This window comes from Aggregicoccus sp. 17bor-14, assembly GCF_009659535.1.
Taxonomy (GTDB): domain Bacteria; phylum Myxococcota; class Myxococcia; order Myxococcales; family Myxococcaceae; genus Aggregicoccus.
On record NZ_VJZZ01000003.1, the window covers coordinates 269,536 to 290,338 of the forward strand.

Annotated in this window: 23 protein-coding genes; 12 read left to right on the forward strand and 11 right to left on the reverse strand. The window is 73.3% G+C overall.

Features of this window, described 5'->3' with window-relative positions; translation table 11 throughout:
* Window positions 1-11: 11 nt before the first annotated feature.
* Window positions 12-1,142 (forward strand): metallophosphoesterase, encoded by a 1,131-nt coding sequence (locus tag FGE12_RS07550; RefSeq protein ID WP_153865716.1) that lies wholly within the window; start codon window positions 12-14, stop codon window positions 1,140-1,142.
* A gap of 34 nt (window positions 1,143-1,176) precedes the next feature.
* Here FGE12_RS07550 and FGE12_RS07555 read toward each other — a convergent pair whose 3' ends face one another.
* Entirely contained in the window at window positions 1,177-1,695 is a 519-nt protein-coding gene (locus FGE12_RS07555; protein ID WP_153865717.1) for a hypothetical protein, read from the reverse strand.
* 357 nt (window positions 1,696-2,052) lie between these two features.
* Here FGE12_RS07555 and FGE12_RS07560 point away from each other — a divergent pair, with 357 nt between their 5' ends.
* Complete coding sequence (locus FGE12_RS07560) at window positions 2,053-2,901, forward strand: alpha/beta hydrolase (RefSeq protein ID WP_153865718.1); 849 nt, start codon at window positions 2,053-2,055, stop codon at window positions 2,899-2,901.
* A gap of 40 nt (window positions 2,902-2,941) precedes the next feature.
* Here the strand turns inward: FGE12_RS07560 and FGE12_RS07565 are convergent, their stop codons facing one another.
* Entirely contained in the window at window positions 2,942-3,379 is a 438-nt protein-coding gene (locus FGE12_RS07565; RefSeq protein ID WP_153865719.1) for a DUF4440 domain-containing protein, read from the reverse strand.
* A 367-nt stretch (window positions 3,380-3,746) separates the two neighbouring features.
* Here FGE12_RS07565 and FGE12_RS07570 point away from each other — a divergent pair, with 367 nt between their 5' ends.
* Window positions 3,747-5,054 carry a hypothetical protein gene (locus FGE12_RS07570; RefSeq protein ID WP_153865720.1) on the forward strand — a complete coding sequence of 436 codons (1,308 nt, stop codon included), beginning with the start codon at window positions 3,747-3,749 and terminating at the stop codon, window positions 5,052-5,054.
* Between the two features lie 34 nt (window positions 5,055-5,088).
* On the opposite strand, the gene FGE12_RS07575 is transcribed toward FGE12_RS07570, so the two are convergent.
* The 3 genes from FGE12_RS07575 to FGE12_RS07585 all read right to left on the reverse strand — a co-directional run bounded on the left by FGE12_RS07575 (window position 5,089) and on the right by FGE12_RS07585 (window position 9,133).
* Complete coding sequence (locus FGE12_RS07575) at window positions 5,089-7,530, reverse strand: ADOP family duplicated permease (RefSeq protein WP_153865721.1); 2,442 nt, start codon at window positions 7,528-7,530, stop codon at window positions 5,089-5,091.
* A 152-nt stretch (window positions 7,531-7,682) separates the two neighbouring features.
* Window positions 7,683-8,213, reverse strand: coding sequence for a type IV pilin protein (locus tag FGE12_RS07580; RefSeq protein WP_153865722.1), 531 nt, complete (start codon window positions 8,211-8,213; stop codon window positions 7,683-7,685).
* Window positions 8,214-8,239: 26 nt separating this feature from the next.
* Window positions 8,240-9,133, reverse strand: a complete 894-nt coding sequence (locus tag FGE12_RS07585; RefSeq protein ID WP_153865723.1) for a hypothetical protein — start codon at window positions 9,131-9,133, stop codon at window positions 8,240-8,242.
* A 405-nt stretch (window positions 9,134-9,538) separates the two neighbouring features.
* Here FGE12_RS07585 and FGE12_RS07590 point away from each other — a divergent pair, with 405 nt between their 5' ends.
* From FGE12_RS07590 to FGE12_RS07615, 6 genes are all read left to right on the forward strand, one after another.
* Window positions 9,539-9,871 carry a hypothetical protein gene (locus FGE12_RS07590; protein WP_153865724.1) on the forward strand — a complete coding sequence of 111 codons (333 nt, stop codon included), beginning with the start codon at window positions 9,539-9,541 and terminating at the stop codon, window positions 9,869-9,871.
* A 41-nt stretch (window positions 9,872-9,912) separates the two neighbouring features.
* Window positions 9,913-10,953 carry an HTTM domain-containing protein gene (locus tag FGE12_RS07595; RefSeq protein WP_194797683.1) on the forward strand — a complete coding sequence of 347 codons (1,041 nt, stop codon included), beginning with the start codon at window positions 9,913-9,915 and terminating at the stop codon, window positions 10,951-10,953.
* A 27-nt stretch (window positions 10,954-10,980) separates the two neighbouring features.
* Window positions 10,981-11,841 (forward strand): class I SAM-dependent methyltransferase, encoded by an 861-nt coding sequence (locus FGE12_RS07600; RefSeq protein WP_153865726.1) that lies wholly within the window; start codon window positions 10,981-10,983, stop codon window positions 11,839-11,841.
* 205 nt (window positions 11,842-12,046) lie between these two features.
* A complete protein-coding gene (locus FGE12_RS07605) occupies window positions 12,047-12,850 on the forward strand; it encodes a phosphosulfolactate synthase (protein ID WP_153865727.1) in 804 nt (267 codons plus the stop codon).
* Complete coding sequence (locus FGE12_RS07610; protein ID WP_153865728.1) at window positions 12,847-13,614, forward strand: 2-phosphosulfolactate phosphatase; 768 nt, start codon at window positions 12,847-12,849, stop codon at window positions 13,612-13,614. The genes FGE12_RS07605 and FGE12_RS07610 overlap by 4 nt, the downstream gene beginning before the upstream one ends.
* 10 nt (window positions 13,615-13,624) lie before the next feature.
* A complete protein-coding gene (locus FGE12_RS07615) occupies window positions 13,625-14,974 on the forward strand; it encodes a carboxylate--amine ligase (protein ID WP_153865729.1) in 1,350 nt (449 codons plus the stop codon).
* Between the two features lie 88 nt (window positions 14,975-15,062).
* Here FGE12_RS07615 and FGE12_RS07620 read toward each other — a convergent pair whose 3' ends face one another.
* A complete protein-coding gene (locus FGE12_RS07620; RefSeq protein WP_153865730.1) occupies window positions 15,063-15,200 on the reverse strand; it encodes a hypothetical protein in 138 nt (45 codons plus the stop codon).
* Between the two features lie 142 nt (window positions 15,201-15,342).
* Here FGE12_RS07620 and FGE12_RS07625 point away from each other — a divergent pair, with 142 nt between their 5' ends.
* Window positions 15,343-15,753 (forward strand): DUF2256 and DUF3253 domain-containing protein, encoded by a 411-nt coding sequence (locus FGE12_RS07625; protein WP_194797684.1) that lies wholly within the window; start codon window positions 15,343-15,345, stop codon window positions 15,751-15,753.
* A 77-nt stretch (window positions 15,754-15,830) separates the two neighbouring features.
* On the opposite strand, the gene FGE12_RS07630 is transcribed toward FGE12_RS07625, so the two are convergent.
* A complete protein-coding gene (locus FGE12_RS07630; RefSeq protein WP_153865731.1) occupies window positions 15,831-16,439 on the reverse strand; it encodes a hypothetical protein in 609 nt (202 codons plus the stop codon).
* A gap of 170 nt (window positions 16,440-16,609) precedes the next feature.
* Between FGE12_RS07630 and FGE12_RS07635 the strand changes: the two genes are divergently transcribed.
* Complete coding sequence (locus tag FGE12_RS07635; protein WP_194797685.1) at window positions 16,610-17,512, forward strand: NmrA family NAD(P)-binding protein; 903 nt, start codon at window positions 16,610-16,612, stop codon at window positions 17,510-17,512.
* Window positions 17,513-17,539: 27 nt separating this feature from the next.
* Here FGE12_RS07635 and FGE12_RS07640 read toward each other — a convergent pair whose 3' ends face one another.
* The 4 genes from FGE12_RS07640 to FGE12_RS07655 all read right to left on the reverse strand — a co-directional run bounded on the left by FGE12_RS07640 (window position 17,540) and on the right by FGE12_RS07655 (window position 20,200).
* Window positions 17,540-18,298 (reverse strand): hypothetical protein, encoded by a 759-nt coding sequence (locus tag FGE12_RS07640; protein WP_153865732.1) that lies wholly within the window; start codon window positions 18,296-18,298, stop codon window positions 17,540-17,542.
* Between the two features lie 80 nt (window positions 18,299-18,378).
* The gene (locus FGE12_RS07645) at window positions 18,379-18,759 is read right to left on the reverse strand and encodes a DUF1330 domain-containing protein (RefSeq protein ID WP_153865733.1); all 381 of its coding nucleotides are present in this window, start codon (window positions 18,757-18,759) and stop codon (window positions 18,379-18,381) included.
* Between the two features lie 818 nt (window positions 18,760-19,577).
* Entirely contained in the window at window positions 19,578-19,946 is a 369-nt protein-coding gene (locus FGE12_RS07650; RefSeq protein ID WP_153865734.1) for a bleomycin resistance protein, read from the reverse strand.
* A complete protein-coding gene (locus FGE12_RS07655; RefSeq protein WP_153865735.1) occupies window positions 19,943-20,200 on the reverse strand; it encodes an acyl-CoA-binding protein in 258 nt (85 codons plus the stop codon). The genes FGE12_RS07650 and FGE12_RS07655 overlap by 4 nt, the downstream gene beginning before the upstream one ends.
* Window positions 20,201-20,266: 66 nt before the next feature.
* Here FGE12_RS07655 and FGE12_RS07660 point away from each other — a divergent pair, with 66 nt between their 5' ends.
* On the forward strand, window positions 20,267-20,803 hold the full coding sequence (locus FGE12_RS07660; RefSeq protein ID WP_370458907.1) for a DUF2378 family protein: 537 nt from the start codon (window positions 20,267-20,269) through the stop codon (window positions 20,801-20,803).

Here is a 20,803-nt window from a genome sequence, read left to right on the forward strand (position 1 = left end):
ACGGAGGGCCGATGACACGGAGGACGAGCCTCGGGGTTACCTGCCTCCTGGCGGTGGCCCTGGGCGCGCTGCCGGCGGCCGCGCGCGACGCCGGAGCTGCGGCGAGCATCGACGGGCCCTACGTGTTCCTGCAGGACGGCAAGCGCGAGCAGCTGCGCGTGCGCCGCAATGACCAGGGCGTGGTGGAGGCGACGCGCAGCGCGCTCGCGGGGGCCGAGGTCGAGGTGGAGGTCGACTCCGCCGGGGCGCACCGCTTCGAGGTCCCGCTGCGCAAGGCCCATCCCCGCGGGGCGACGCACTTCCCGATGCCGTCCCGCCTGCTCGTCGCCTCCGACCTGGAGGGACAGTTCGACGCCTTCACCTCGCTGATGCAGCACAACGGGGTGCTCGATGCGCGGCTGCACTGGCGCTTCGGCAGGGGCCACCTCGTGCTGGTGGGCGACCTGGTGGACCGTGGCCCCCACGTGCTGCCGCTGCTCTGGCTCGTCTACCGGATGGAGGCCGAGGCGCGCGCCGCAGGGGGCGCCGTGCACTACGTGCTCGGCAACCACGAGCAGATGCTGCTCACCGGCCAGACCCGCTACCAACACCCGAAGTACCTCGAGACGCTGCGCCTCACGGGGCAGGCGCCGCAGGCGCTGTGGGACGAGCACAGCGAGCTCGGCCGCTGGCTGCGCAGCAAGCCGGTGCTCCTCAGGGTCGGCGACTACCTGTTCATGCACGGGGGCCTCAGCCCCGAGGCGCTGGCGCTGCGGCCCACGCTGGACGAGGTCGACCGGCTCGCGGCAACGTCGCTGACCCGCGACCCGCGCGAGCTGACCGATGCCCGGGCGAAGGCGGTCATCCGGGGGCCGCTCGGGGTGCTCTGGTACCGGGGCCTCGCCATGGACATGCCCGGCATCCCGAGGGCCACCCCGGCGCAAGTGCAGCAGGTGCTGCAGCACTTCGGCGTCCGCCACCTGGTCATCGGCCACACGCTGGTGGAGCACGTCGGCTCCGACTACGGCGGCGCCGTCCTGCGCGTCGATGTCGGGCATGCCGCGGGCACGCGGGAGGCGCTGCTCATCGAGAGGGGGAAGGCGTTTCGAGTGGATGCGAGCGGCCAGCGCGGCGCGCTGGAGCAGGCGGTCAACGCCGACTGAAGCTCCGCGGACGCACAGCACTGGAGCGCCGTGCTCAGTCGTTGCGGCGCAGCGCCGCTCCGAGAGCCCAGCCCTTCGCCTCGTCGAAGCAGCTGTCCACGGAGAAGAGCAGCATGTCGTCTCCCTGGCGCAGGCCGATCCAGCACCGCTCACGCGCGGGCTCCGCGCCGACGAGGCTCATCACGAAGGCGTTGCGGTAGCGCTGCTTCCAGCGCCAGAGCGCGCCATCTGCCGTGCGGGCGGTGCCGTCACCCTGGAAGGTCACGGCCTCCCGCCCTTCGCCCCAGCTGCCCACGAGGTCCTGCGCGGAGACGGCGCGGCTGACCCTCGCGGGGTCGTCGATGCCTGTGTCCGGGGTCATCTCCCTGACGAACCGGACGACGATGGAGACGGCGAACGTCAGCGCACAGAGCGACGGCACGGCGAGGAGGGCCACCGCCACCCGGTGCCGCCTGCGGAAGCAGACGACCGCCGCCACGGCGTAGGCCACGCCCATCAGCGACAGGCCGAACAGGAGAAAGCCGGTGAGGACGACGCCGAAGGCGAAGGACATCGCCTCAGCGTAGCCAGCCTCACGGGGGGGCGCACGCCTCTCGCTGCACGAGCACACATTGCACCCCGCGCGCCGCTCGCGAAGGAGGGTCGTCCACTTCAGGCGCTTGGTTCCGGACCGCGGTGAGCACGGCTCCCGGTCGTCACGCTGGACGACGTGCCGTGGCCCGAGCGGATTCTCTGCACGCAGGACTGCGTGGAAGAGGGCGTCCTCTTCCCGGACATGGACCTTCGTACCAGTCTTCGGGGGCAGCGCAGCGCTGCATCCAGAGCTCTGCCGACGCAGCCTCGTGCGAGCGGCGAGCCGGTCCTCACCTCCTCAGCTGACTGCGTGCACGTCCGGACGCAACCTGGGGGCATGGCACTGACTCAGAGAGAGCAGCAAGAGGTCGAGGCTGCGAACGCATCGGGGCGGACGCCGGTGGTGTTCGTGCATGGGCTGTGGTTGCTCGCCGGAAGCTGGAAGCCCTGGCGCGAGCACTTCGAGAAGCAGGGGTATGCAACGCTGGCACCGGACTGGCCCGACGACCCACCGAGTGTGGAGGAGGCGCGCGCCCACCCGGAGGCCGTCGCAGGACAGTCGCTCGGCAGCGTCACCGCTCACTTCGAAGAAGTGATTGGCCAGCTCCGCCAGAAACCCATCGTGATCGGTCACTCCACCGGCGGCCTGATCACCCAGATCCTCGCGGGCCGCGGCCTGGCCGCCGGCGCGGCGGCGATCGATCCCGGGCCGTTCCGCGGCGTGCTGCCGCTGCCGTACTCCTCGTTGAAGGTGGCATCGATCGGCTTGCGCGATCCCCGGAACCGGCATCGCGGGGTGCCGCTGACGTACGAGCAGTTCCGCTACGGCTTCGCCAACGCCCTCCCCGAGGAGGAAGCGAAGGTCCTCTACGAGCGCGAAGCGGTCCCCGCCCCCGGAATGGCGCTGTTCCAGATGGCGTTCGCGAACCTGAACCCACGCACCGAGGCGCACGTCGACACCCGACGGAGCGACCGCGGCCCGCTGCTGGTGGTCTCGGGGGAGCGCGACCACACGGTCCCGTGGGCCATCGCCCATGCGTCGTACGGGCGCTACAAGCACAACCCGAATCCCACCCGCCTCGTGAAGATCCCCGGCCGAGGCCACTCGCTCACCATCGACCACGGCTGGCAGGAGGTCGCCGACACGGTGCTGCGCTTCCTCGACGAGAACGCCGTGCGGCACTGAAGAACGCCCGGGCGCCCTCGTCGTGCGCGAGCGGCGCGCCTCAGTGCACCGTGGGCTGCGGGGGCAGGCTGGAGCTGAACATGTCGCGGTGCATGCGCCACGTGCCGTCCGCCTCGCGGTGCCACACGACCAGGTACTTGCCCTCGTCCGTCACCTGCGCGCCGCCCGGGGGCGCGAGGGTGAGCCGGTAGCGCCCGGTCTCCACGGCGAGCGCGCCGCCGGCCTCCACGTCCAGCGTCTCCAGGCGCCCCGCCTTGAAGCCGGCCTGGATGAGGCCTGCCCAGAACGCCTCGATGTCTCGCGGGCCCTGGACGGGTCCCGCGTTGGCGGGCAGCACCTGGGCCTGGGCGGTGTAGAGCGCCGCCAGGGCGCCTGCGTCCCCGCGCGAGACCGCCTCCATGAAGCGCGCATTGTTCTGCGCGATCGCGGCGCGGGCATCGGTGGGCTGGGACGCGGTCATCGGCTCGGCAGTGGACATGGCATCCTCCTCGGCAGTGAGCCCGGGTGGGCCCGCTGCGGCCGCTAGCACCGTGTGCGGCACCTGCCCCTCACCCCTTGGTTCAGGTGCCCGCCCGCGCTCGCCCTCACGCAGGGCAAGGGGCGCGCGCAGCCCCGAACCCACGCCACACTGTTCACCGTCAGGGAAGACGCGGTTCACGGCTTGTGCCGCTCCCGGGCAGTATCTACCTCGCAGCGTCCACGTCCGTGGAGGGGAGCTGCTCGTGAATCGGTGCGGTCTGGGAGTGCTGGCGCTCGTCGCAGCGGTGCTGTCGGGGTGCGGGGGGGGGGGGGGGGGGGGCGGCAGCCCGGAAGGAGCGGACGGTCGTCAGACGCAGCGCCTCATCGTGAGCGGAAGCGGACAGACGGGCCGCATCGGTGAGGCCCTGGCGGAGCCGCTCGTCGCGCGCCTCGTCGACGAGCGTGACGAGCCCATCGCGGGTCAGACCATCTCCTTCGTGGTGACGTCTGGCGGCGGCAGCGCGTTCGCAGGTGCGGGGACCACCAACAGCGATGGTTACGTGCGCGAGCGCTGGACGCTGGGCATGACCACCGCCGAGCCCCAGAAGGTGGAGGCGCGGATGGTGGACAGCGGCACCGGCGAGGCGCGGGTCCTCGCAGAGTTCACGGCCACGGCGCTGCCGGGCCCCGCGGTCGGGCTCCGGGTGGCGCCTTCGTCGCCGTCGACCGGGCCCGCCGGAGGCACTGCCACGCTGGCGGTCGAGGTCCTGGATGCGCACGGCAACAGGGTCCCCGACGTCCAGGTCGGCTGGGAGCGTGTCACCGCCGATGCGACGCCTGCTGCCGCGACGAGCGTGTCCGGTGCGGACGGCGTCGCGCGCATGGACTGGGCGCTCTCGGGGACGATCGGTACGGCGGGTGCCGCGGCGACGCTCGGTCAGGTACGCGCGAGCCTCAGCATCTCGATCATGCCCGGCCCGGGCGTCCGCTTCGAGCACGTGGTCACCGAGCTGGTGGGCGGCGCTCCCGGCGGCAAGCCTGCGGTCGCGCCGAACTTCCGGGTGTTCGATGCCTTCGGCCACGCGACGAGCACGGACGTGACGCTGACCGTACTCGAGGGGGGCGGGCACCTGGCGCTCGAGGGGAACCCGACGCGTGCGACCGTGCGCACTACCTCCCTCGGCTGGCTGGTGGAGGACGCGTGCGTCCCGGGCTCCTGCAACCCGCTACAGGGGAACAGCTACTGGGTGCTGGGGCCGACGCCGGGGCGGAACGTCCTCGCTGCGACGCTGGCGAATGGAGAGGAGATCCGCTTCACCACGTACGCGCAGGCCCCGATGGCTGCGTTCGCGCGGCGTGACGACGGCCAGCCGAATGGGTGGATCGACTGGGAGCGCGACGTCCTCACCTTCCGCGTCCACGCCTGTCAGACGGACACCTCGTTCCGGCGCACCCTGCAGGTGGGGGATCGGATCTCCGAGATCGTCTTTCGCCAGGGCATCCCGTACTTCGACGCACCGGTGCACCTCGAGGCGACGCCGTGCCACTGGGTTGCGCAGGTCGACGTCACGGGCCTGCCGCCGCCGTGGACCGTGACCCTGCGCGCCGAGGACGCGGGCAACGCCTCGAGCACGGAGACGGTGAAGGTTGCACGCTGCACGGACAACAGAATCCAGCTCTGCCCCGTGCCGTAACCCAGGGCAAGAGGGCCCGCTGCGCCGCCCGCGCTCACTCGCGGGCGAGCAGCTCGGCAGGCGGGATGCGGGCGGCGCGGCGCGCCGGCACCCAGCAGGCCAGCATCGCCACCCCCAGGAGCGCAAGCGCCGCGGCGGCGAGCGCCAGGGGCTCCGTGGGCCGCACCTCGAAGAGGACGGACTGCAGCGCGCGCGTGCCCGGCAGCGCCGCGGCGAGCCCCAGCACCAGGCCCGCCAGCGCGCGCAGCGCCCCCTGCCTCATCACCCCGCGCACGATGGCCCCGGGGGCTGCCCCCAGCGCCATGCGCACGCCGAGCTCCCGGCGCTGCTGCGCGACCGCGTACGCCATCACGCCGAAGACGCCCAGCGCCGCGAGCGCGACCGCGACCGTGGCGAACGCGCCCACCAGCCACGTGAGCCGCAGCGGCGTGGCGACGGAGGTGGCGAGCCGCTCCTCCATTGGCGAGAGGTCGCGCACCGGCGCGTCCGCGTCCACCGCGCGCACCGCCTCGCGCAGGGGCCCCGCGAGCGCTGCGGCGCTCAGGCTCGAGCGGAGCACGAGGTTCATGGTCCGGAAGGGGCCGCCGCGCGCCGGCTCGTAGACGGCCTCCGCGCCCTGGGCGAGCCCCAGGTACTTCACGTCCCCCACCACGCCGACCACGGTCGTCGGCGGGCAGTCGCTGCACCCACCGGAGCGGAACTGCCGGCCCAGCACGCTCTCCCCCGGGTAGTGGCGCTGCGCCCAGGCGCGGCTCACCAGCGCCACCGGCGGCCCGTTCGCTCCCCCGTCCCCGGCCTGCAGCGCGCGGCCGTCGAGCAGCGGTACGCCCAGCGTGGGCAGCAGCCCCGGCGTCACCCAGGCCCACGGCGCGGTGGGCTCGGACTCGTCCGGGCCGACGGGCCGGTCCACGAGGTTGAAGTTGTTCACGTCGCCGCCGTTGTCGGGCGGCAGCGAGGTGGTGAGCGCTGCCGACTCGACGCCCGGCTCCGCCTGCACGCGCTCCAGCACCGCGGCCCAGAAGCGCTCCAGCGCCACCGGGTCGGGCTCGCCCTTCCCCGGCTCGCTCACCGTGGCGGTGAGGATGCGCTCGGGCGCGAAGCCCACGTCCACCTGCTGCAGCCGCAGGAACGAGGCGAGCAGCAGCCCCGCCCCCAGCAGCAGCGGCAGCGCGAGGCCGAGCTCCCCGACGACGAGGCCGCCCTGCACCAGCCGCGCGCCGCGCGAGGCGCCCGCGCGCGCATCGCCCGAGCGCATGGACGCGGCCAGCGGCCGGGTGAGCCCCAGCGCCAGCGGGTAGAGGCCGACGAGGGCCCCGCTCACCAGCGCGAGCACGAGCGCGAAGCCCACCGCGCGCGCGTCCAGGCCCGCGGTCTCCAGGCGCGGCAGCGCTGGCCCCACCGCACGCAGCGCCGCGAGCCCCGCGACCGAGAGCGCGAGCCCCGCCAGGCCTCCGAGGCCCGCGAGCACGAAGCTCTCGGTGAGGAGCATCCGCGCCAGCCGTCCCCGCCCTGCGCCGAGCGCCGCGCGCACCGCCAGCTCCCGCTCGCGGCCCGCCGCGCGCACCAGCACGAGGTTCGCGACGTTGGCCACCGCGATGAGCAGCACCAGCCCCACCGCCCCCGCGAGCACCCCGAGCGGCCGCGACGCGTCGGCGGTGAGCACGTCGTGCAGGCGGTAGGGCGTGAGGCGGGCGTTGGCGTCGCGGAAGCTCGAGGCCCACAGGGGGAAGAGGCGCCGGCTGAGCACGTCGAGCTCGCGCGCGGCGGCGTCCAGCGTCGCGCCCTCGCGCAGGCGGGCAATGGCCACGAAGCCGAAGGGGCCGCGGCGCTCGGGCGCGGACAGCTGGAGCACGGGCCACAGGTCCGCGAGCACCCCGGCGTGCCGCTGCGCCCCGCCCGGCAGCACGCCCACCACGGTGTGCGGCACCCGGTCCAGCACCAGCGTGCGCCCCAGCGCGTCTCCTCCACCCAGGTGCTGCGCCGCGAAGGCCTCGCTCACCACGACGAGAGGCGGCGCGCCCGGCCGGTCGTCGCCCTCGCGCAGGCCAGGGCCCCGCGCCATCGGGACCCCCAGCGTCGTGAAGAAGCCCGCCGTGACGCGCGCCACCCGCACCCACTGCGCGCCCGAGGGCGTGGACAGCGCCGCGCCTCCCGCCTGCAGCAGCGCCACCGAGGCGAGGCTGGGCGGGCGCTGGTCGCGCAGCGCCTGCCAGTCCGCGTTGCTCACCGTCCAGCGGTTGGTGGGCGAGCTCTGCTGGAAGATGCGGACCAGCCGCTCCGGCGCCGGGTACGGCAGCGGCGCGAGCAGCACGGCGTGGGCCGCGCTGAAGACGGCCGTGGACGCCCCGATGCCCAGGGCCAGCGTGAGCACTGCCGCCAGCGCGAAGCCGGGGCTGTGGCGCAGGCCGCGCAGGGCGTAGCGCGCGTCGGCCGCTGCGTCCTGCAGCGGTCGGCGTCGAAGACGGTGCCAGGGCATGGGACCTCCTCGCGGCCGCCTTCCACGGTCGCTGACGGGACGAGCGTTCTCCCGTCACTCCGCGGGCGTCAAGCGACGCGAGGTCCAAGGCGCGCGTGGGACGCGCGGCCCGGTGTGTCCCTCTGCCTCCGGACCGAACTGCCGGGCGGCGCCTACCAGTCGTCGCCGAGCTTCACGGGCTCGCCGACCGGAGCCCACATCCCCTCCCACCACGTGTAATCGTAGCGGGTGGTGCTCACGAGGTTGTCGCCGTCCAGGTCGCCGTCCACCAGGAGCGTCAGCGTGCCGGTGGTGCCGCTGAAGGTGGCCGTGCCCGAGTAGCGCAGGTAGAGCTGGCCCGAGGGGAAGAAGCCGAGCTTGTCCCAGCCCGCCATGCCCGCCGCGCCCGACGGGAGGTTCTGGCTGAAGTTGGCGCGCCCGGTGGTCGGGTCACTCACGGGGTTCTGCGCGAGGAGCACCCCGTTGATGCCGGGCAGGTCCTGCGTGCGCAGCTGCTGCACCGCCATGACGATGGAGTGCACGATGATCTCGCGCTCCGCGCGCTTCGCGCGCAGGGCGAACAGGTGCATCTGCGGGACGGCCACGGTCGCGAGGATGCCGGCGATGGCCACCACGATCATCAGCTCGACGAGGGTGAAGCCGCGTGCACGGAGGAGCGCGCGGCGCAGGACGGGACGGGACATGGTGGAGGGACCTCGCAGGGCGGACATCAGTGGGCGGCGCCCACGGGCGCCGGCTCGAGAAGGAAGGTGGAGGGGCTCATCGGCACGACGCGCAGGCCCTGCTGCTCCTGCGCGTGCAGCCAGGCGCGCAGCTCGGGCGAGGGGGCGCGGCCGTCCTGCGTGCGCACGATGCGCCGCGCGCCCTCGGTCTGCAGCAGGCCGAGCCCGGCAGGCGCTCCGGGGACGCTCTGGTAGGGCGGAGCGCCGGACCCGCGCATCTCCCACAGCTGCAGGCCCGCGCCCGTGATCAGCACCGCCCCGAGCACCGCGAGCGCCACCTTCTGCTTGCGCTGGCGCGCGCCGTCCGCCCGCGAGAAGAGCACCACCTTGCCCGCGCCCTGGGCGGCCGCGGCGTTCGACTTGGAGGCAAAGCCGGCGGGCTGCGCGGCGGGCTGCGCAGCCGGCACGCCCTTCACGCGCACCTCGGAGAGCGCTACCGCGTCGCGCACGAGCGCGTCGCGCACGGCGCTCACGCGCGCGAGCACCTCGGGCGTCGCCTTGCCCTCGTAGCCGCGCAGTGGGTCCAGCGCTCCGTCCACCTGGGCGAGCAGCACGTTGAGCGCCTCGGGCTCGGGCACGCCGGCGCGCGCCGTGTGCTCGAGCGCCAGCGCGAGCCGCAGCTGCGTGCCCAGCGCGGCGCGCAGCGGCGCGGGGTCGAAGGACAGCGCGTCGCCGCGCAGCGCGTCCTCGTCGATGGCCGTGAGGGCGCTGCGCAGCTGGCGCACCACCGTGGCCGCGGCCGCCGGCGCAGCCACCTCGCCGCGCAGCAGCTGCAGCGCGAGCTCCGGCGGGGGCGCCCCGAGCGGCCAGCGCGGAGCGGCCTCCGGGGGCTTCATCCAGTTCGAGGGCAGAGCCGTCTGGGCGGGGTTCGCGTCACTCATCGTCCCATGAGCGTAAAAAAATATACGTTTGGTGACAAACACAGCTTCCCCTACGTCCGCTTACAACTCTGGAGAATCAGGGCGTTCCCGGGGAGAGGAGGCCACCCGGGCCACCCTCACGCCGCAGACCCGGGCAGGGACGGCCCCCCGGCGGGGCGTCGGGGCCCCCATGCCGTGCGCATGAACAGCACCCCCACGGGCGCGCAGCTGGGCCCGCCCCCCGTGCAGCTCTTTCCGCTGCCCTCGCGTTGAGGGTGAGCCCGCAGCCCTCCGCTCCGCAGGTCTGCCCCGGGGTACGGGGCTGCACTCCCGTACGGTGGCGGCTGCAGGGCGGGTAACGAATCTGGCCAGGTGGGTTCGGTGGTCCCGTAATCATCCGCCTGGGCTGGTGGACAGGAGGCCCCTGTGCGTACGGCAGCCGGTGTCGCGTTCCTGCTCCTCCAGCTCGTCTGGATGCTCGTCGAGCAGCGTGGGCCCACGCGCTACTTCTGCTGGGCGCCGAACGACTACATGACGCGCTACCACCTCGAGGTCCGCGTGGCGGGGCGTGCGCTCTCCCCGGCGGAGATCCAGCAGCGCTACCACCTGCCGGCCGAGGACCTGTCCGAGAACGTCCCCCAGCACCTCATCGACATCCTCGAGCAGCGCGAGCGGACCTCCGGACGCGGGGAGGAGGCCGCGGTGGCGCTGCGCTACCGCGTGAACGGCCGGGAGGAGCGGACATGGAGTCGCCCCTAGAGGAGTCGCCCCTAGAGGAGTCGCCCCTAGAGCACGGCCCGGTGCCGTCCCCAGACGTGCTCGCGCGCGAGCGCCCGGTGCGGGCCTCCTGGAACCCGCTCGCGGTGAGCGGCACGGCGCTGCCGCCCAACGTCCTGCTCGCGGCGAAGCTCATCGCCGTGAGCTTCATTGCCACCGGGCAGGTGCAGGCGCTCCCCTCCCCCTTCCTCCCCTTCGTCGCCGTGCTGGACGGGCTGCCCCTCCAGCCCGTGCTCCAGGCGCTGTTCCTCACGGCGACGACGGCTCTGCTGCTCAACCGCGCCGTGCGCACCTGTTGCCTGGTGCTGGGCGCGACCCTGTTCGTCGCGCTCCTGTCGTCGCGCCTCTACTTCGAGAACAACAGGACCTTCACGGCCTGCGTGCTCTTCCTCACGGGCCTGTACGAGCCACGCCAGAGGCACTCGCTCATCCGCCTCCAGCTCGTCGTCCTGTACTTCGGTGCGGCGCTCAACAAGGTGCTGGACCCCGACTGGCGCTCCGGCCAGTTCTTCGAGAACTGGGTCACCCACGTGCTGCAGTACCCGGGCTACGCGCGCTTCAGCGCCCTGCTGCCCCCGCTGGCGCTCTCCGCCCTCCTGGACTGGCTGGCCATCGCCACCGAGGCGGCGCTCGCGCTCGGCTTCCTCGTGCCCCGGCTGCGGCGCCCGGCCATCGTCCTCGGAGTGCTGTGGCACACCGGGCTCCTGCTGATCACCGGCCGCACGTTCGGGATGTTCTACTACGCGCTGCTGAGCAGCTATGTCGCAGTGGCCGCCTGGCCTCGGGCACCGCTCACCCTGCTCTACACGCCGGCGCGCCGCGGGGCGGGCGGGCTGCGCTCCCTGCTGCAGCGCCTCGACTTCGACCACGCCTTGCACTGGGTCCGGAGCGACGCCGCCGCGGCGCGCGGGCCCGGCGTGCGCGCCAACGCCTACCGAGGCCTGGCCGCCTACGTGGCAGCCCTCCGGTACACGCCGGCCACGTACTTCGTCCTCCTGCTCGGAGTCCTGATGCTCCGTCCCCTCAGCCAGGTGTACCGCAGCCTCCTGATGAAGCTCGCCTGACGCGCTGCCCTTCCCGCTGGAGCCCGCATGCAGCTGCTCCCGTTCCTCGAGCCCTCCGCCGCAGCCCCGGCCGCCCGCGCCTACCAGGCGAGCGTGAACGCGCAGTTCGCACAGGAGGCCGGGTACTGGAAGGGCGTGTACGCGCAGCAGTCTCTCGCCGGCCTGATCTACCAGCTGCGCCACGCGACCGCGCTCGCGTGGATCGACGCGCTGGCGCTGCCTCCGCTCTCGGCCGTGCTGGAGATCGGCTGTGGCGCCGCGCTCATGTCGGTCGCGCTCGCCCGGCGCGGACACCGCGTGGCGTGCATCGATGCGAGCGCGGAGATGGTGAGGCAGGCCTGCACCGGGGTCCAGGAGGCGGGCGTGAGCGACCGGGTCACCGTCCACGAGGGCGACGCCCATGCGCTGCGCTTCGCCGCGGGCTCGCAGCGCCTGGTGGTCGCGCTCGGCGTGCTGCCCTGGCTGTACTCGCCGGCCCTGGCGCTCGCCGAGATGGTGCGCGTGCTGCGGCCGGGAGGCTACGTGCTCCTGAGCTCCGACAACCGCCTTCGCCTCGACCACCTGCTGGACCCCCGGCGCACGCCGGCGCTCGCCCCCGCCAGGCGCCTCCTGCGTCCGCTGGCGCGCGCGCTCGGAGTCCGCCGGCCCGCAGGCCTCGCCTCCCTGATGACGTATCGGAAGCTCACCCGGCTGCTGCGGGGCGCCGGGCTCGAGCCCCTCCGGCACCGGACCTTCGGCTTCGGGCCCTTCTCACTGCTCGGCAGGCCCCTGCTGCCGGGCCCGCTCGGGATCCGCCTGCACCAGCGCCTGCAGGCGCTCGCGGACCGCGGCGTCCCGGTGCTCCGGGCCACGGGGGCCCAGGACCTGGTGCTCGCGCACCGTGTGTAGCAGGGCAGGCGTGCGTGCATGCGAGACGGGGGCGGACCCACGCACGACCAGAGTCCAGTGCCCGTGCACTCGGGCAGACCCTATCCCAGGGAGGCCTCACGGCACCGTGGCGAGGCGCCGCGCGTTCCAGGGGGCTCCGCGGTCATCCCCTCTGGAGTGACCGGGACTTGCAGAGACTCTCTGGCGCAGCCACGAGGCACCGCGCATGGACGGCATGACGAAGCGGCACGGCACCCAGCAGTACCTGCACCTCATCGGGGTGCGAGAGCTCCCGCGGCTGACCAGCCCCTTCGACCCGGGCTACGATCCCCTGACGGTCGAGGCGCACCTGGCGCAGAGCGCGCACCTGATGGCCTCGCTCAAGATCTCCATGGCCTGCTGGCTGATCGCCGACGAGGCCACGACGCGGCGGAAGATCGCAGCGGCGCGGGCCCACGGCGTTCCGACGGTCACCGGCGGGGGCCCCTTCGAGGTGGCGGCCGCCCAGGGGCAGCTCGAGGCCTACCTCGACCTGTGCGCGGAGCTGGGGGTGACGCGCATCGAGTGTGGCGAGGGCTTCACGCACCTGGCCGGTGAGCCGGGCGCCATCGTCCGGAGGGCCCACGCGCGGGGGCTGGCCGTGCAGTTCGAGCTCGGCAAGAAGCACGAGGGGCCCTTCACCGAGGCCTCCCTGCGCGAGGCGCTCTCGCTGGGGCGGGTCTGGCTGGACGCCGGCGCCGAGCAGCTGGTCGTCGAGGCGCGCGAGAGCGCGCGGGGAGTCGGGGCCTTCGGTGACGACGGGTCCCTGCGCTTCGAGTACGTGGAGCCCTTCGCCGAGCTGTTCGGGTTGGGGCGGGTGATCTTCGAGGCGCCCACCAAGGCGAGCCAGTTCGCCTTCCTCGAGCACTTCGGGCCGCAGGTGCAGCTCGGGAACGTGCGCCTGGAGGAGCTGCTGCGCGTGGAGATCTTCCGGCGCGGGCTCCACTCGGACGCGTTCGCCCTCCCCAACCTCCGTCCGGCCCACCCATGAGCGCACGCAAGACGGTCGCGATCCACTGCTTCCAGGACGGCGCCGCCCCCTCCTTCTCCAGGTCGAAGGGCCACGCCATCGTGGCCGTGGACGTCATCCGGGCGACGACCACGGCCGTCACCGCCCTCGCCGCCGGCCGCCGCTGCTTCCCCGTCGCGACGGTGGACGCCGCGGTCCGGCGCGCCCGGCAGCTCGCGAGCCCGCTCCTGGTCGGCGAGCTCGGCGGGAACATGCCGTACGGCTTCGACCTCACCAACAGCCCGGCGGCGCTGGCGGCGCGCACGGACGTGGGGCGGCCCATGGTCCTGCTCTCCACCTCCGGCACCCCGCTCATCTGCGCGCCCGGGACCTCGCAGCCGACCTATGTCGCGTGCCTGCGCAACTACCGGGTGCAGGCCCGGCACCTGGCGGCGCACCACGACGCGGTCACCGTCATCGGCGCGGGGGCGCGCGGCGAGTTCCGCGAGGAGGATCAGCTGTGCTGCGCCTGGATCGCGGAGCAGCTGCTGCGCCTGGGCCACGAGCCGGAGGACGAGAGGACGCGGGCCCTGGTCGAGCGCTGGAGCGGAGCGCCGGTGGAGGCCCTCCTCTGCAGCGCGAGCGTGGCCTACCTGCGACGCACCGGCCAGCTCGCGGACCTGGAGTTCGTGCTGTCCCACGTCGACGACGTCGGCGAGGTGTACCGCCGCTGCGGGCGCGAGCTCGTGCGCGCGCCCGTCCTCCCCCTTCCGCTCACCCGGTCGCTCGAACATGCGCAGGCGTGAGGCAGCGCCCGTGGACCTGGCCCCGGCGCCCCTGGACACCTCCGTCCCGGTGGTGGTCCTGTCCACGGGCTACTGCGGGATGGGCATCGCGCGCACCCTGGGGCGTCTCGGCGTCCGGATGCACGGCGTGCACCGCAGCGCGGATGCGCCCGCGGCCCACTCGCGCTACTGGCGGGAGCGGCTCACCTGGCCCTTCGACCCGGAGCGGGAGGGCGCGCTCGCGTGGCTGATCGGGATCGGCAGGCGCATCGGGGCGCGCCCCATCCTCATCCCCACCGACGACCGGGGCAGCATCTTCGTGAACGAGCACGCGGGCGCGCTGCGCGAGGTGTTCCGCTTCCCGGAGAAGCCCGCCGGCCTCGCGCGCACCCTCGCGAGCAAGAAGAGCATGTACCAGCTCTGCAAGCGGCTCTCGATCCCCACCCCCGAGACCGTCTTCCCGCGCTCGCGCGACGACGTGGCGGCGTACGCCCGCGCCGCGCGCTTCCCCGTGATGCTCAAGGGGATCGACACGGTCCTGCTCTACGAGCGCACCGGCACGCGGATGGTGGCCGTGCAGAGCGCCGACGAGCTGCTCTCGCTCTACGAGCGGATGGAGTCCCCCGAGGCGCCGAACCTGATGCTGCAGGAGCTCATCCCGGGAGGCTCCGAGCAGGTGTGGATGTTCAACGGCTACTTCGATGCGCAGTCCCGCTGCCTGTTCGGGCTCACCGGCAAGAAGCTGCGCCAGTACCCCGCGTACGCCGGCGTGACCAGCCTGGGCGTCTGCGTGGCGAACGAGGCCGTCGCGCGCCAGACCTGCGAGCTCATGCGGGCGGTGGGCTACCGCGGCATCCTGGACATCGGCTTCAAGTTCGACGCGCGCACGGGCGAGTACAAGCTCCTGGACGTCAACCCGCGGGTCGGCGCGACGTTCCGGCTCTTCGTCGACTCCGCCGGCATGGACGTCGTGCGGGCGCTGTACCTGGACCTCACGGGGCAGCGCGTCCTGCCGGGCCGTCCGCTCGAGGGACGCAAGTGGATCGTGGAGCCCTACGATCTCTCCTCCTCCGTGCGCTACCTGCGCGACGGGGTCATCGGCCCGCGCGAGTGGGCCCGCTCCTTCCGCGGGCTCCAGGAGGGCGCCCTGTTCGCGTGGGACGACTTGGGTCCCCTGTTCGCCGCAGGGGGGCGTTCGTTGAGCCGGGGACTGCGCAGGCTGCGCGCGGGCATGGCCCCGGCGCTGCCGCCACGCCGCCGGGTGCAACAGCTCACGGAGGCTCACGGGGCTGCGGTCCTCCAGCCAGCCCGTCCCCGGCCCTCCCCTCTGCCGGCGCCAGCGGGGACGGGGGGCCGGCGCGCGCGCCCCAGCGGCGCTTGAAGGTGGCGCGGTGCGCCTCCCACCACTCGCGCCACTCGCGGATGGCGGCCTCGCGCTCGGCCCGCGGACCCGCGGGCTGGAAGTGGAGTCAGGTGCTGGTGGCGTCGCGCAACACCATCTCCGCGAGGAAGCGCGTGCGCAGGTCCTCGCTCTCCAGGAGCGCGATGAGCTCGGGAATGGTGCGCGCTCCGAGCGCCGCGCGGTCGTGGGCAAAGGTGTCGTCCATGCGGGGAGGGTAATGCCCGCGCGGGGCGCCTGCCGGCCGGCCGCCACCGCGTGGCGGTGTTCGTGCTCGATGCCGCGCTGCAGCTCGTGCTCGCCGGCGCCTGGGGGCTGCGAGGGAGAGCGCTGCGCGTTAGGCCTGGAGGGTGAGCGCCCCGCACCCTGCCGAGAAGCCCTGCCTTCGCTGCGGCCGCCGCATCACCTGGCGCAAGAAGTGGGAGCGCGACTGGGACGCGGTGCGCTACTGCTCCACGCGCTGCCGGAGCGCAGGCGCGCCGGACGACGGGCTGGAGGCGGCCATCCTCGCGGCCCTGGCGGCGCGTGCGCGCGGGGCGACCTGCTGCCCCTCGGAGATTGCCCGCGCGCGCTGGCCCGCGGACTGGCGCGCGCACATGGAGGAGGTGCGCGAGGCGGCGCGCCGGCTCGTGGCGCAGGGGCGGCTGCACATCGTGCAGGGCGGCCGCGTGGTGGACCCCTCCGATGCGCGCGGTCCCATCCGGCTGCGACTCGCGCGCGGAGGCCCGCAGGCGTCCGGCGATGCCGCGGGGCAAACCTGAGCCGGGAGTCAGACGGTCTCGGCTGCAGGTCCGCGCGCCCTGCAGTGCCGAGAACCGGCGTGACGCGCCCCGCCGCTCTATCCGGTGACGAGGTCGCGCAGGCGCAGCACGTCGTCCAGGACGGGCTGCAGCACCTCGGGGCGCTCGTACACGTCGGAAGGCATTCCCGTGAGCTCCATGACCCACTGAACGGAGGGGGCCCGTCCGGCCTCGATCCGCACCTCGCGCTTGACCTTCACGGTCGAGTACGCGCGGGGAAAGACGCGCGGAAGGTACGCCGCGAGCTCCGGGTCGGACAGCTTGCGCGCAATGGCAGCGTGCGCCGGCCCGGTGACGAGCAGCCGGGTGGTGCCCGCGGTGACCCAGCTGTGCCGCGCAGGAACGGAGAAGGCGTACACGTATTTGACTGCCTCGGCTGGCGCGATCACGGCCCCTGGACCGCCATCCAGATCGAGCACCAGGCTGCAGTAGTAGCCACCACCGCCGACTCCCCCGCCGCCCGCCAGCCGGCGCAGCGTGCACCGGGCCCCGCCGTAGCGAAAGGACACCGCGTCGGTCAGCCAGGAGGTCGTGCCCTGAAAGTGCGCGGCGAGCGGCGCGGCCTGCTGCCTTGCCCTGCGGGTGAGGAGCACGAAGACGAGGCCGATGGGCGCGAAGATGATGAGCGACAAGGGGAGCGAGATCACAGCCGGCTTCTCCGTTTCCAGGGGTCAGCCCCGGAGGGCGCCCGCTGCCACCTTGGCACTGACCTCCCGGACAAACCAATGCCCTTGCTGCTCCGTATGAGCGACAAGGAGGCGCGCCAGGGCGGGCGCCGGACCCCGCCCTCGAGCGGAACGAAAAGGTGGATGGACACGTGACTCAGCCCATTGTTGCGCTCGCGGGTAGCACGGGGGATCTCGGTGAGCGGCTGTGCAAGGCCCTGGTCGCACGCGGTGCCTCGGTGAGGGCGCTGCTGCGCCCGGAGGCTGCCGAGGCGGACGCAGCCCGGCTCCTCGAGCTCGGCGCCACGCCGGTGCGTGCAGACCCGCAGGACGTCGCCGCCCTGGCGACCGCGCTCGAGGGCGCCTCGTGCGTCGTCTCGGCGCTCAACGGGCTGCGCGAGGTCATCGTCGGGCGTCAGGGCGTGTTGCTCGATGCGGCGGTCCGGGCGGGCGTCCCGCGCTTCATCCCCTCCGACTACGCAGCGGACTTCACGAAGACGCGGCCGGGGGACAACCGCAACTTCGACCTGCGCCGGGAGTTCATGGCGCGCGCGGACCGCGCTCCCCTGCAGGTGACGTCCATCCTCAACGGCGCCTTCATGGACATGCTGGGCCGCGAGATGCCGCTCATCCAGCCCGCCATCCACCGCGTCCTCTACTGGCAGGACGCGGACCAGCTCCTCGACTTCACGGCGAAGGACGACGTCGCCGCGTACACCGCCGCCGTGGCGACGGACGCGCGGACGGCGCCGCGCTTCCTGCGCATCGCGGGCGAGAGCCTCAGCGCGCGCGGCCTCGCCGCGGCGGTGAGCGAGGTGAGCGGCGAGCGCTACCGCACGCTCTGGGCGGGAAACCTCGCCACGCTGGGACTGATGATCCGCGTCGCGAAGCGCCTTGCGCCCCAGCCCGACGCGGTGTTTCCGCCCTGGCAGGGCATGCAGTACTCACGCGACATGTTCAGCGGCCGGGGCAAGCTCCAGCCGCTCGACAACGCGCGCTATCCCGAGCTGCGCTGGACCTCCGTGCGGCAGCTGCTCGCGCAGAGGCCGCGGTGACTTCACGGCACGGATGCCTCGGCGCTGTCACGCCTCCGAATCGAAGGTGATTCGGACACCGTCGCGTCCGATGGCCTTGCGCGCCAGCTCTGTGGCGGTGGCGAGGTCGAGGTTGAGAAGGCGTGCGACCTCGGAGATCGCGATGCCGGGCCGCGCCCTCGCGAGGTCCGCAATCGTCGCGTTCATCGACGACGTCATCGGCTCGGCGAAGCGAACCCTCCTTCCCCTGTCGAACCCGATCCGGAGCAGCGTCTCGTAAGCATCGAAGTCGCTCGGCCACTGCTGCTGCGCGACGATGTCTTGCAGCTGGCGTGCATCCAGGCGCAGCATGCAGAAGACGTCGTTCTGTCGCTCCTCCTGCCCGATGAGCCAGCCCTGACCGCACAAGCGGCAGCGCGCGGCCCACAGCCACCAATACGGGTCCCCCCGCTGCGCGACCTGCTCCAGGCTGCGAAAGACGTCGCCATCCGACCACTCCCGCCCCGCCTCGAACGCGGGTGCCGGTGCCTGGAAGTGCCCCATGTCCACGACGTCGAGCGTCCTCAGCCGGATGCAGCAGCAGTCGGGCGAGGGACGCCCCCGGGCGTGGGCCGCGAGCGCGCACCGCAGAGACCAGACTTCCGCCCGGTCGGTGAAGTGGGTCGAGATGGCCATCAGGAAGAGCGCCTGCCCCAGCTCGCTCTCGAGCCGCGGCTCGGCGTAGACCCACCTCTCGAACTCGGGCACGGGAACGTCGCCTCGAACGAAGGCCCAGAGCCGCTCGGTGATGTCGTCGGGGGTTCGCATTGCCAGCTCGCGGGGAGCATAGGACGAGGAGCCCCTGGGCGAGGGACTGCAGATGGCGCCCGTGGCCGCACCGGGAGGTGTCAGGGCCGGGCCACCGAGGACGGCGCCGCTGAAGGCACCTGCGAGGTGAGGGCGCGCAGCTCGCCGGCCAGGCGGGCCGAGTCGTGGTCCGGCCCCACGCCCTCGATGAGGAGGAGCTCGCCCTCGAGGTGGCGCGTGCGCAGTGGGAGGATGTGCCGGTAGGCCGGCGAGTCGTACCAGGCGCGCGCGGCCGCCATGGTGGGGAACTCGATGAGCACGGGCGTACCCTGCCAGGTCCCCTCCTTCACCTCCGGCGCAGCGCCGTGGATGCGGAAGCGCCCGCCGAAGGGGTCCAGCGTCGCCTGGATCCTCTCCATGTACTCGAACACCTCCGGGTGGGGCTGGGCGCTGCGCAGGTGCGCCAGGGCAAATGCGGTCATGGTTCTCTCCTTCGCTCCTTCGGACGCCGGCAGGGGCGCCGCTGTCCGGAGCTGCGCCTGAACATGCGCCACGCGGGGAGCCCGGGCGATGACCTGCAAGGTAAGGCCGGCTCGTTCGAGCTCAGCGCCGCGCCTGGCGCATCCCTTTGGACACGCGCTGTGCGGCGGCGGTCACTCTCTCGGCAGATGTCGGCCCCGCTCGAGGCCGCTCGGGCATGGTTCCCTCACGAGGTGACGATGGACGGAGTGAGGGCACTGCCGAGGAGCGCCTTCGGGCTTCTTTGCCTGACGTCGTACCTCGCGTGCGAACCACAGGAGGCGCCTGACTCGCGCGAAGTGGCCGAGCCGCGAGGAGTCCTGGCCGTCGCAAGCGCGAGCGCACAATGGTTGCGTGACCGCTACGCAGCCCATCTCTGCGAGCGCGACGGAGGGAGCTGGGACTCAGAGGACGGCTACTGCGCTGGCCCCGCATGGTGTGAGGCGGCCGGAGGCACTTTCATCCGCGAAGCTCCGGGTTACGTCTGCGAGAGCAGCCGCGCGGGTCCTGCCTGCGGGACCGACAACGACTGCGCCGCGGGAGCGGAGTGCATGCGCCACCACGGTGGCTTCGCGGGCGGGATGACCGAGCGTCGCACGTGCGAGGTGCCGTGTGCTGCGGACGGGGCCTGCCCATCGCGGATGAGCTGCGTCCACCACCTGTGTGGCGGCCCGAGGTCGAGGACCTCGAGCGGTGCTGTCTGCGCCCCATGGTTGGACGCGCCGCGCGGCGCTGCGAAGTGAGGGCCCCGAGCGCGAAGTTCCCGCGCCGGAATACGGCCTCAGCGCCGCGCCTGGCGCACGTGCCAGCACACGCCGGCCAGGTCGATGAGGTGCAGCTCGCGGCCCCACGGGAAGTCGGTGGGCGCTCGCAGCTGCACTCCCGGGAAGCGCTCGGGCAGCTGCTTCTGCGCGAGCGCCGCCGCGTAGGCCTCGAGGTCCTCCACCTCGTAGACGATCATCTGCTGCGCGGCCCACTGCGCCCCGCTGTGCTCCTGCAGGATGAAGTACGCGCCGCCGAAGCGCAGGCCGGCGTAGCCGCCCTCCTGCCACTCCGGCGCGAAGCCCAGCTCGGCGAAGAGCGCGAGCGCCTGCGCGAAGTCGGGCCCCGAGGGGGCGAAGGGATAGAGGGACGTCGCGCGCACCGTCATGAGGCGAGCAGCCTGTCGACGAGCGCGACGTAGCGCCTCATCGCCTCCTCGCGGCCCACGCCCTTCATCCCCGTCCAGGCGTCGAACTTCGCGCGGCCCTTGAGGTCCAGCATGCCAGGGCGCTTGCCCTGCACGTCGCCTTCCGTGCCCTGCTTGTAGAGCGCGTACAGCTCCAGCAGCGTGTCGTTGGAGGGACGGGTGCGGAGCGTCTTCACCCGCTGCTGCGCCGACGCGAAGTCTTCCGGGAGGGCCATGCGCCCATCTTGCCTCGCCGGCGCCGGCTTTGCGTCCCCCCTTGCGTCCTGGCCTATCGTGGCCGCGTGACTCCGCGCCTCGTCTTTCAACCCACCATGCAGAGCCTGCTGCATGCGCTCGGCCCCCGGCTCGACGCCGGCTGCGCGGCGCGGCTGCTCCAGGTGGGGGTGAACACGGAGGCCCCGCTGCTGGACGCCTACCCCGTCTCCGTCTTCGCTGCCGCGCTGCGCGTAGCGGCCGGGGCGCTGGCGCCCGGACTCCCGGAGGAGGAGGGCGTGCGGCGCGTGGGCCGCTGCTTCGTCCAGCGCTTCAGCGAGACGCGGCTCGGCCGCGCGGGGCTCACCCTGGCGAGGCTGATGGGCCCCGAGTACCTCGTGCGCCACTTCGGCCAGGCCATCCGCCTGGGCGACAACTACACGCAGGTGCACGCGCAGCAGCAGGCGCCGCGGCACTTCCTGGTGACGGTGCATCCCGCGCAGCTGCCCGGCTTCTACGTGGGCTTGTTCGAGGAGGGCCTGCGCGCCCTGGGCGCGAGCGCGGTGGAGGCCCAGCTGCACGCGCTGCACGGCGAGGGCTTCGTCTTCTCGGTTCGCTGGAGCTGA

Coding starts and splice junctions, on each gene's coding strand:
- FGE12_RS07550 (WP_153865716.1), top strand. CDS start 12: ATGACACGGAGGACGAGCCTCGGGGTTACCTGCCTCCTGGCGGTGGCC.
- FGE12_RS07555 (WP_153865717.1), bottom strand. CDS start 1,695: ATGTCCTTCGCCTTCGGCGTCGTCCTCACCGGCTTTCTCCTGTTCGGC.
- FGE12_RS07560 (WP_153865718.1), top strand. CDS start 2,053: ATGGCACTGACTCAGAGAGAGCAGCAAGAGGTCGAGGCTGCGAACGCA.
- FGE12_RS07565 (WP_153865719.1), bottom strand. CDS start 3,379: ATGTCCACTGCCGAGCCGATGACCGCGTCCCAGCCCACCGATGCCCGC.
- FGE12_RS07575 (WP_153865721.1), bottom strand. CDS start 7,530: ATGCCCTGGCACCGTCTTCGACGCCGACCGCTGCAGGACGCAGCGGCC.
- FGE12_RS07580 (WP_153865722.1), bottom strand. CDS start 8,213: ATGTCCCGTCCCGTCCTGCGCCGCGCGCTCCTCCGTGCACGCGGCTTC.
- FGE12_RS07585 (WP_153865723.1), bottom strand. CDS start 9,133: ATGAGTGACGCGAACCCCGCCCAGACGGCTCTGCCCTCGAACTGGATG.
- FGE12_RS07600 (WP_153865726.1), top strand. CDS start 10,981: ATGCAGCTGCTCCCGTTCCTCGAGCCCTCCGCCGCAGCCCCGGCCGCC.
- FGE12_RS07605 (WP_153865727.1), top strand. CDS start 12,047: ATGGACGGCATGACGAAGCGGCACGGCACCCAGCAGTACCTGCACCTC.
- FGE12_RS07610 (WP_153865728.1), top strand. CDS start 12,847: ATGAGCGCACGCAAGACGGTCGCGATCCACTGCTTCCAGGACGGCGCC.
- FGE12_RS07620 (WP_153865730.1), bottom strand. CDS start 15,200: ATGGACGACACCTTTGCCCACGACCGCGCGGCGCTCGGAGCGCGCACC.
- FGE12_RS07640 (WP_153865732.1), bottom strand. CDS start 18,298: ATGCGAACCCCCGACGACATCACCGAGCGGCTCTGGGCCTTCGTTCGA.
- FGE12_RS07645 (WP_153865733.1), bottom strand. CDS start 18,759: ATGACCGCATTTGCCCTGGCGCACCTGCGCAGCGCCCAGCCCCACCCG.
- FGE12_RS07650 (WP_153865734.1), bottom strand. CDS start 19,946: ATGACGGTGCGCGCGACGTCCCTCTATCCCTTCGCCCCCTCGGGGCCC.
- FGE12_RS07655 (WP_153865735.1), bottom strand. CDS start 20,200: ATGGCCCTCCCGGAAGACTTCGCGTCGGCGCAGCAGCGGGTGAAGACG.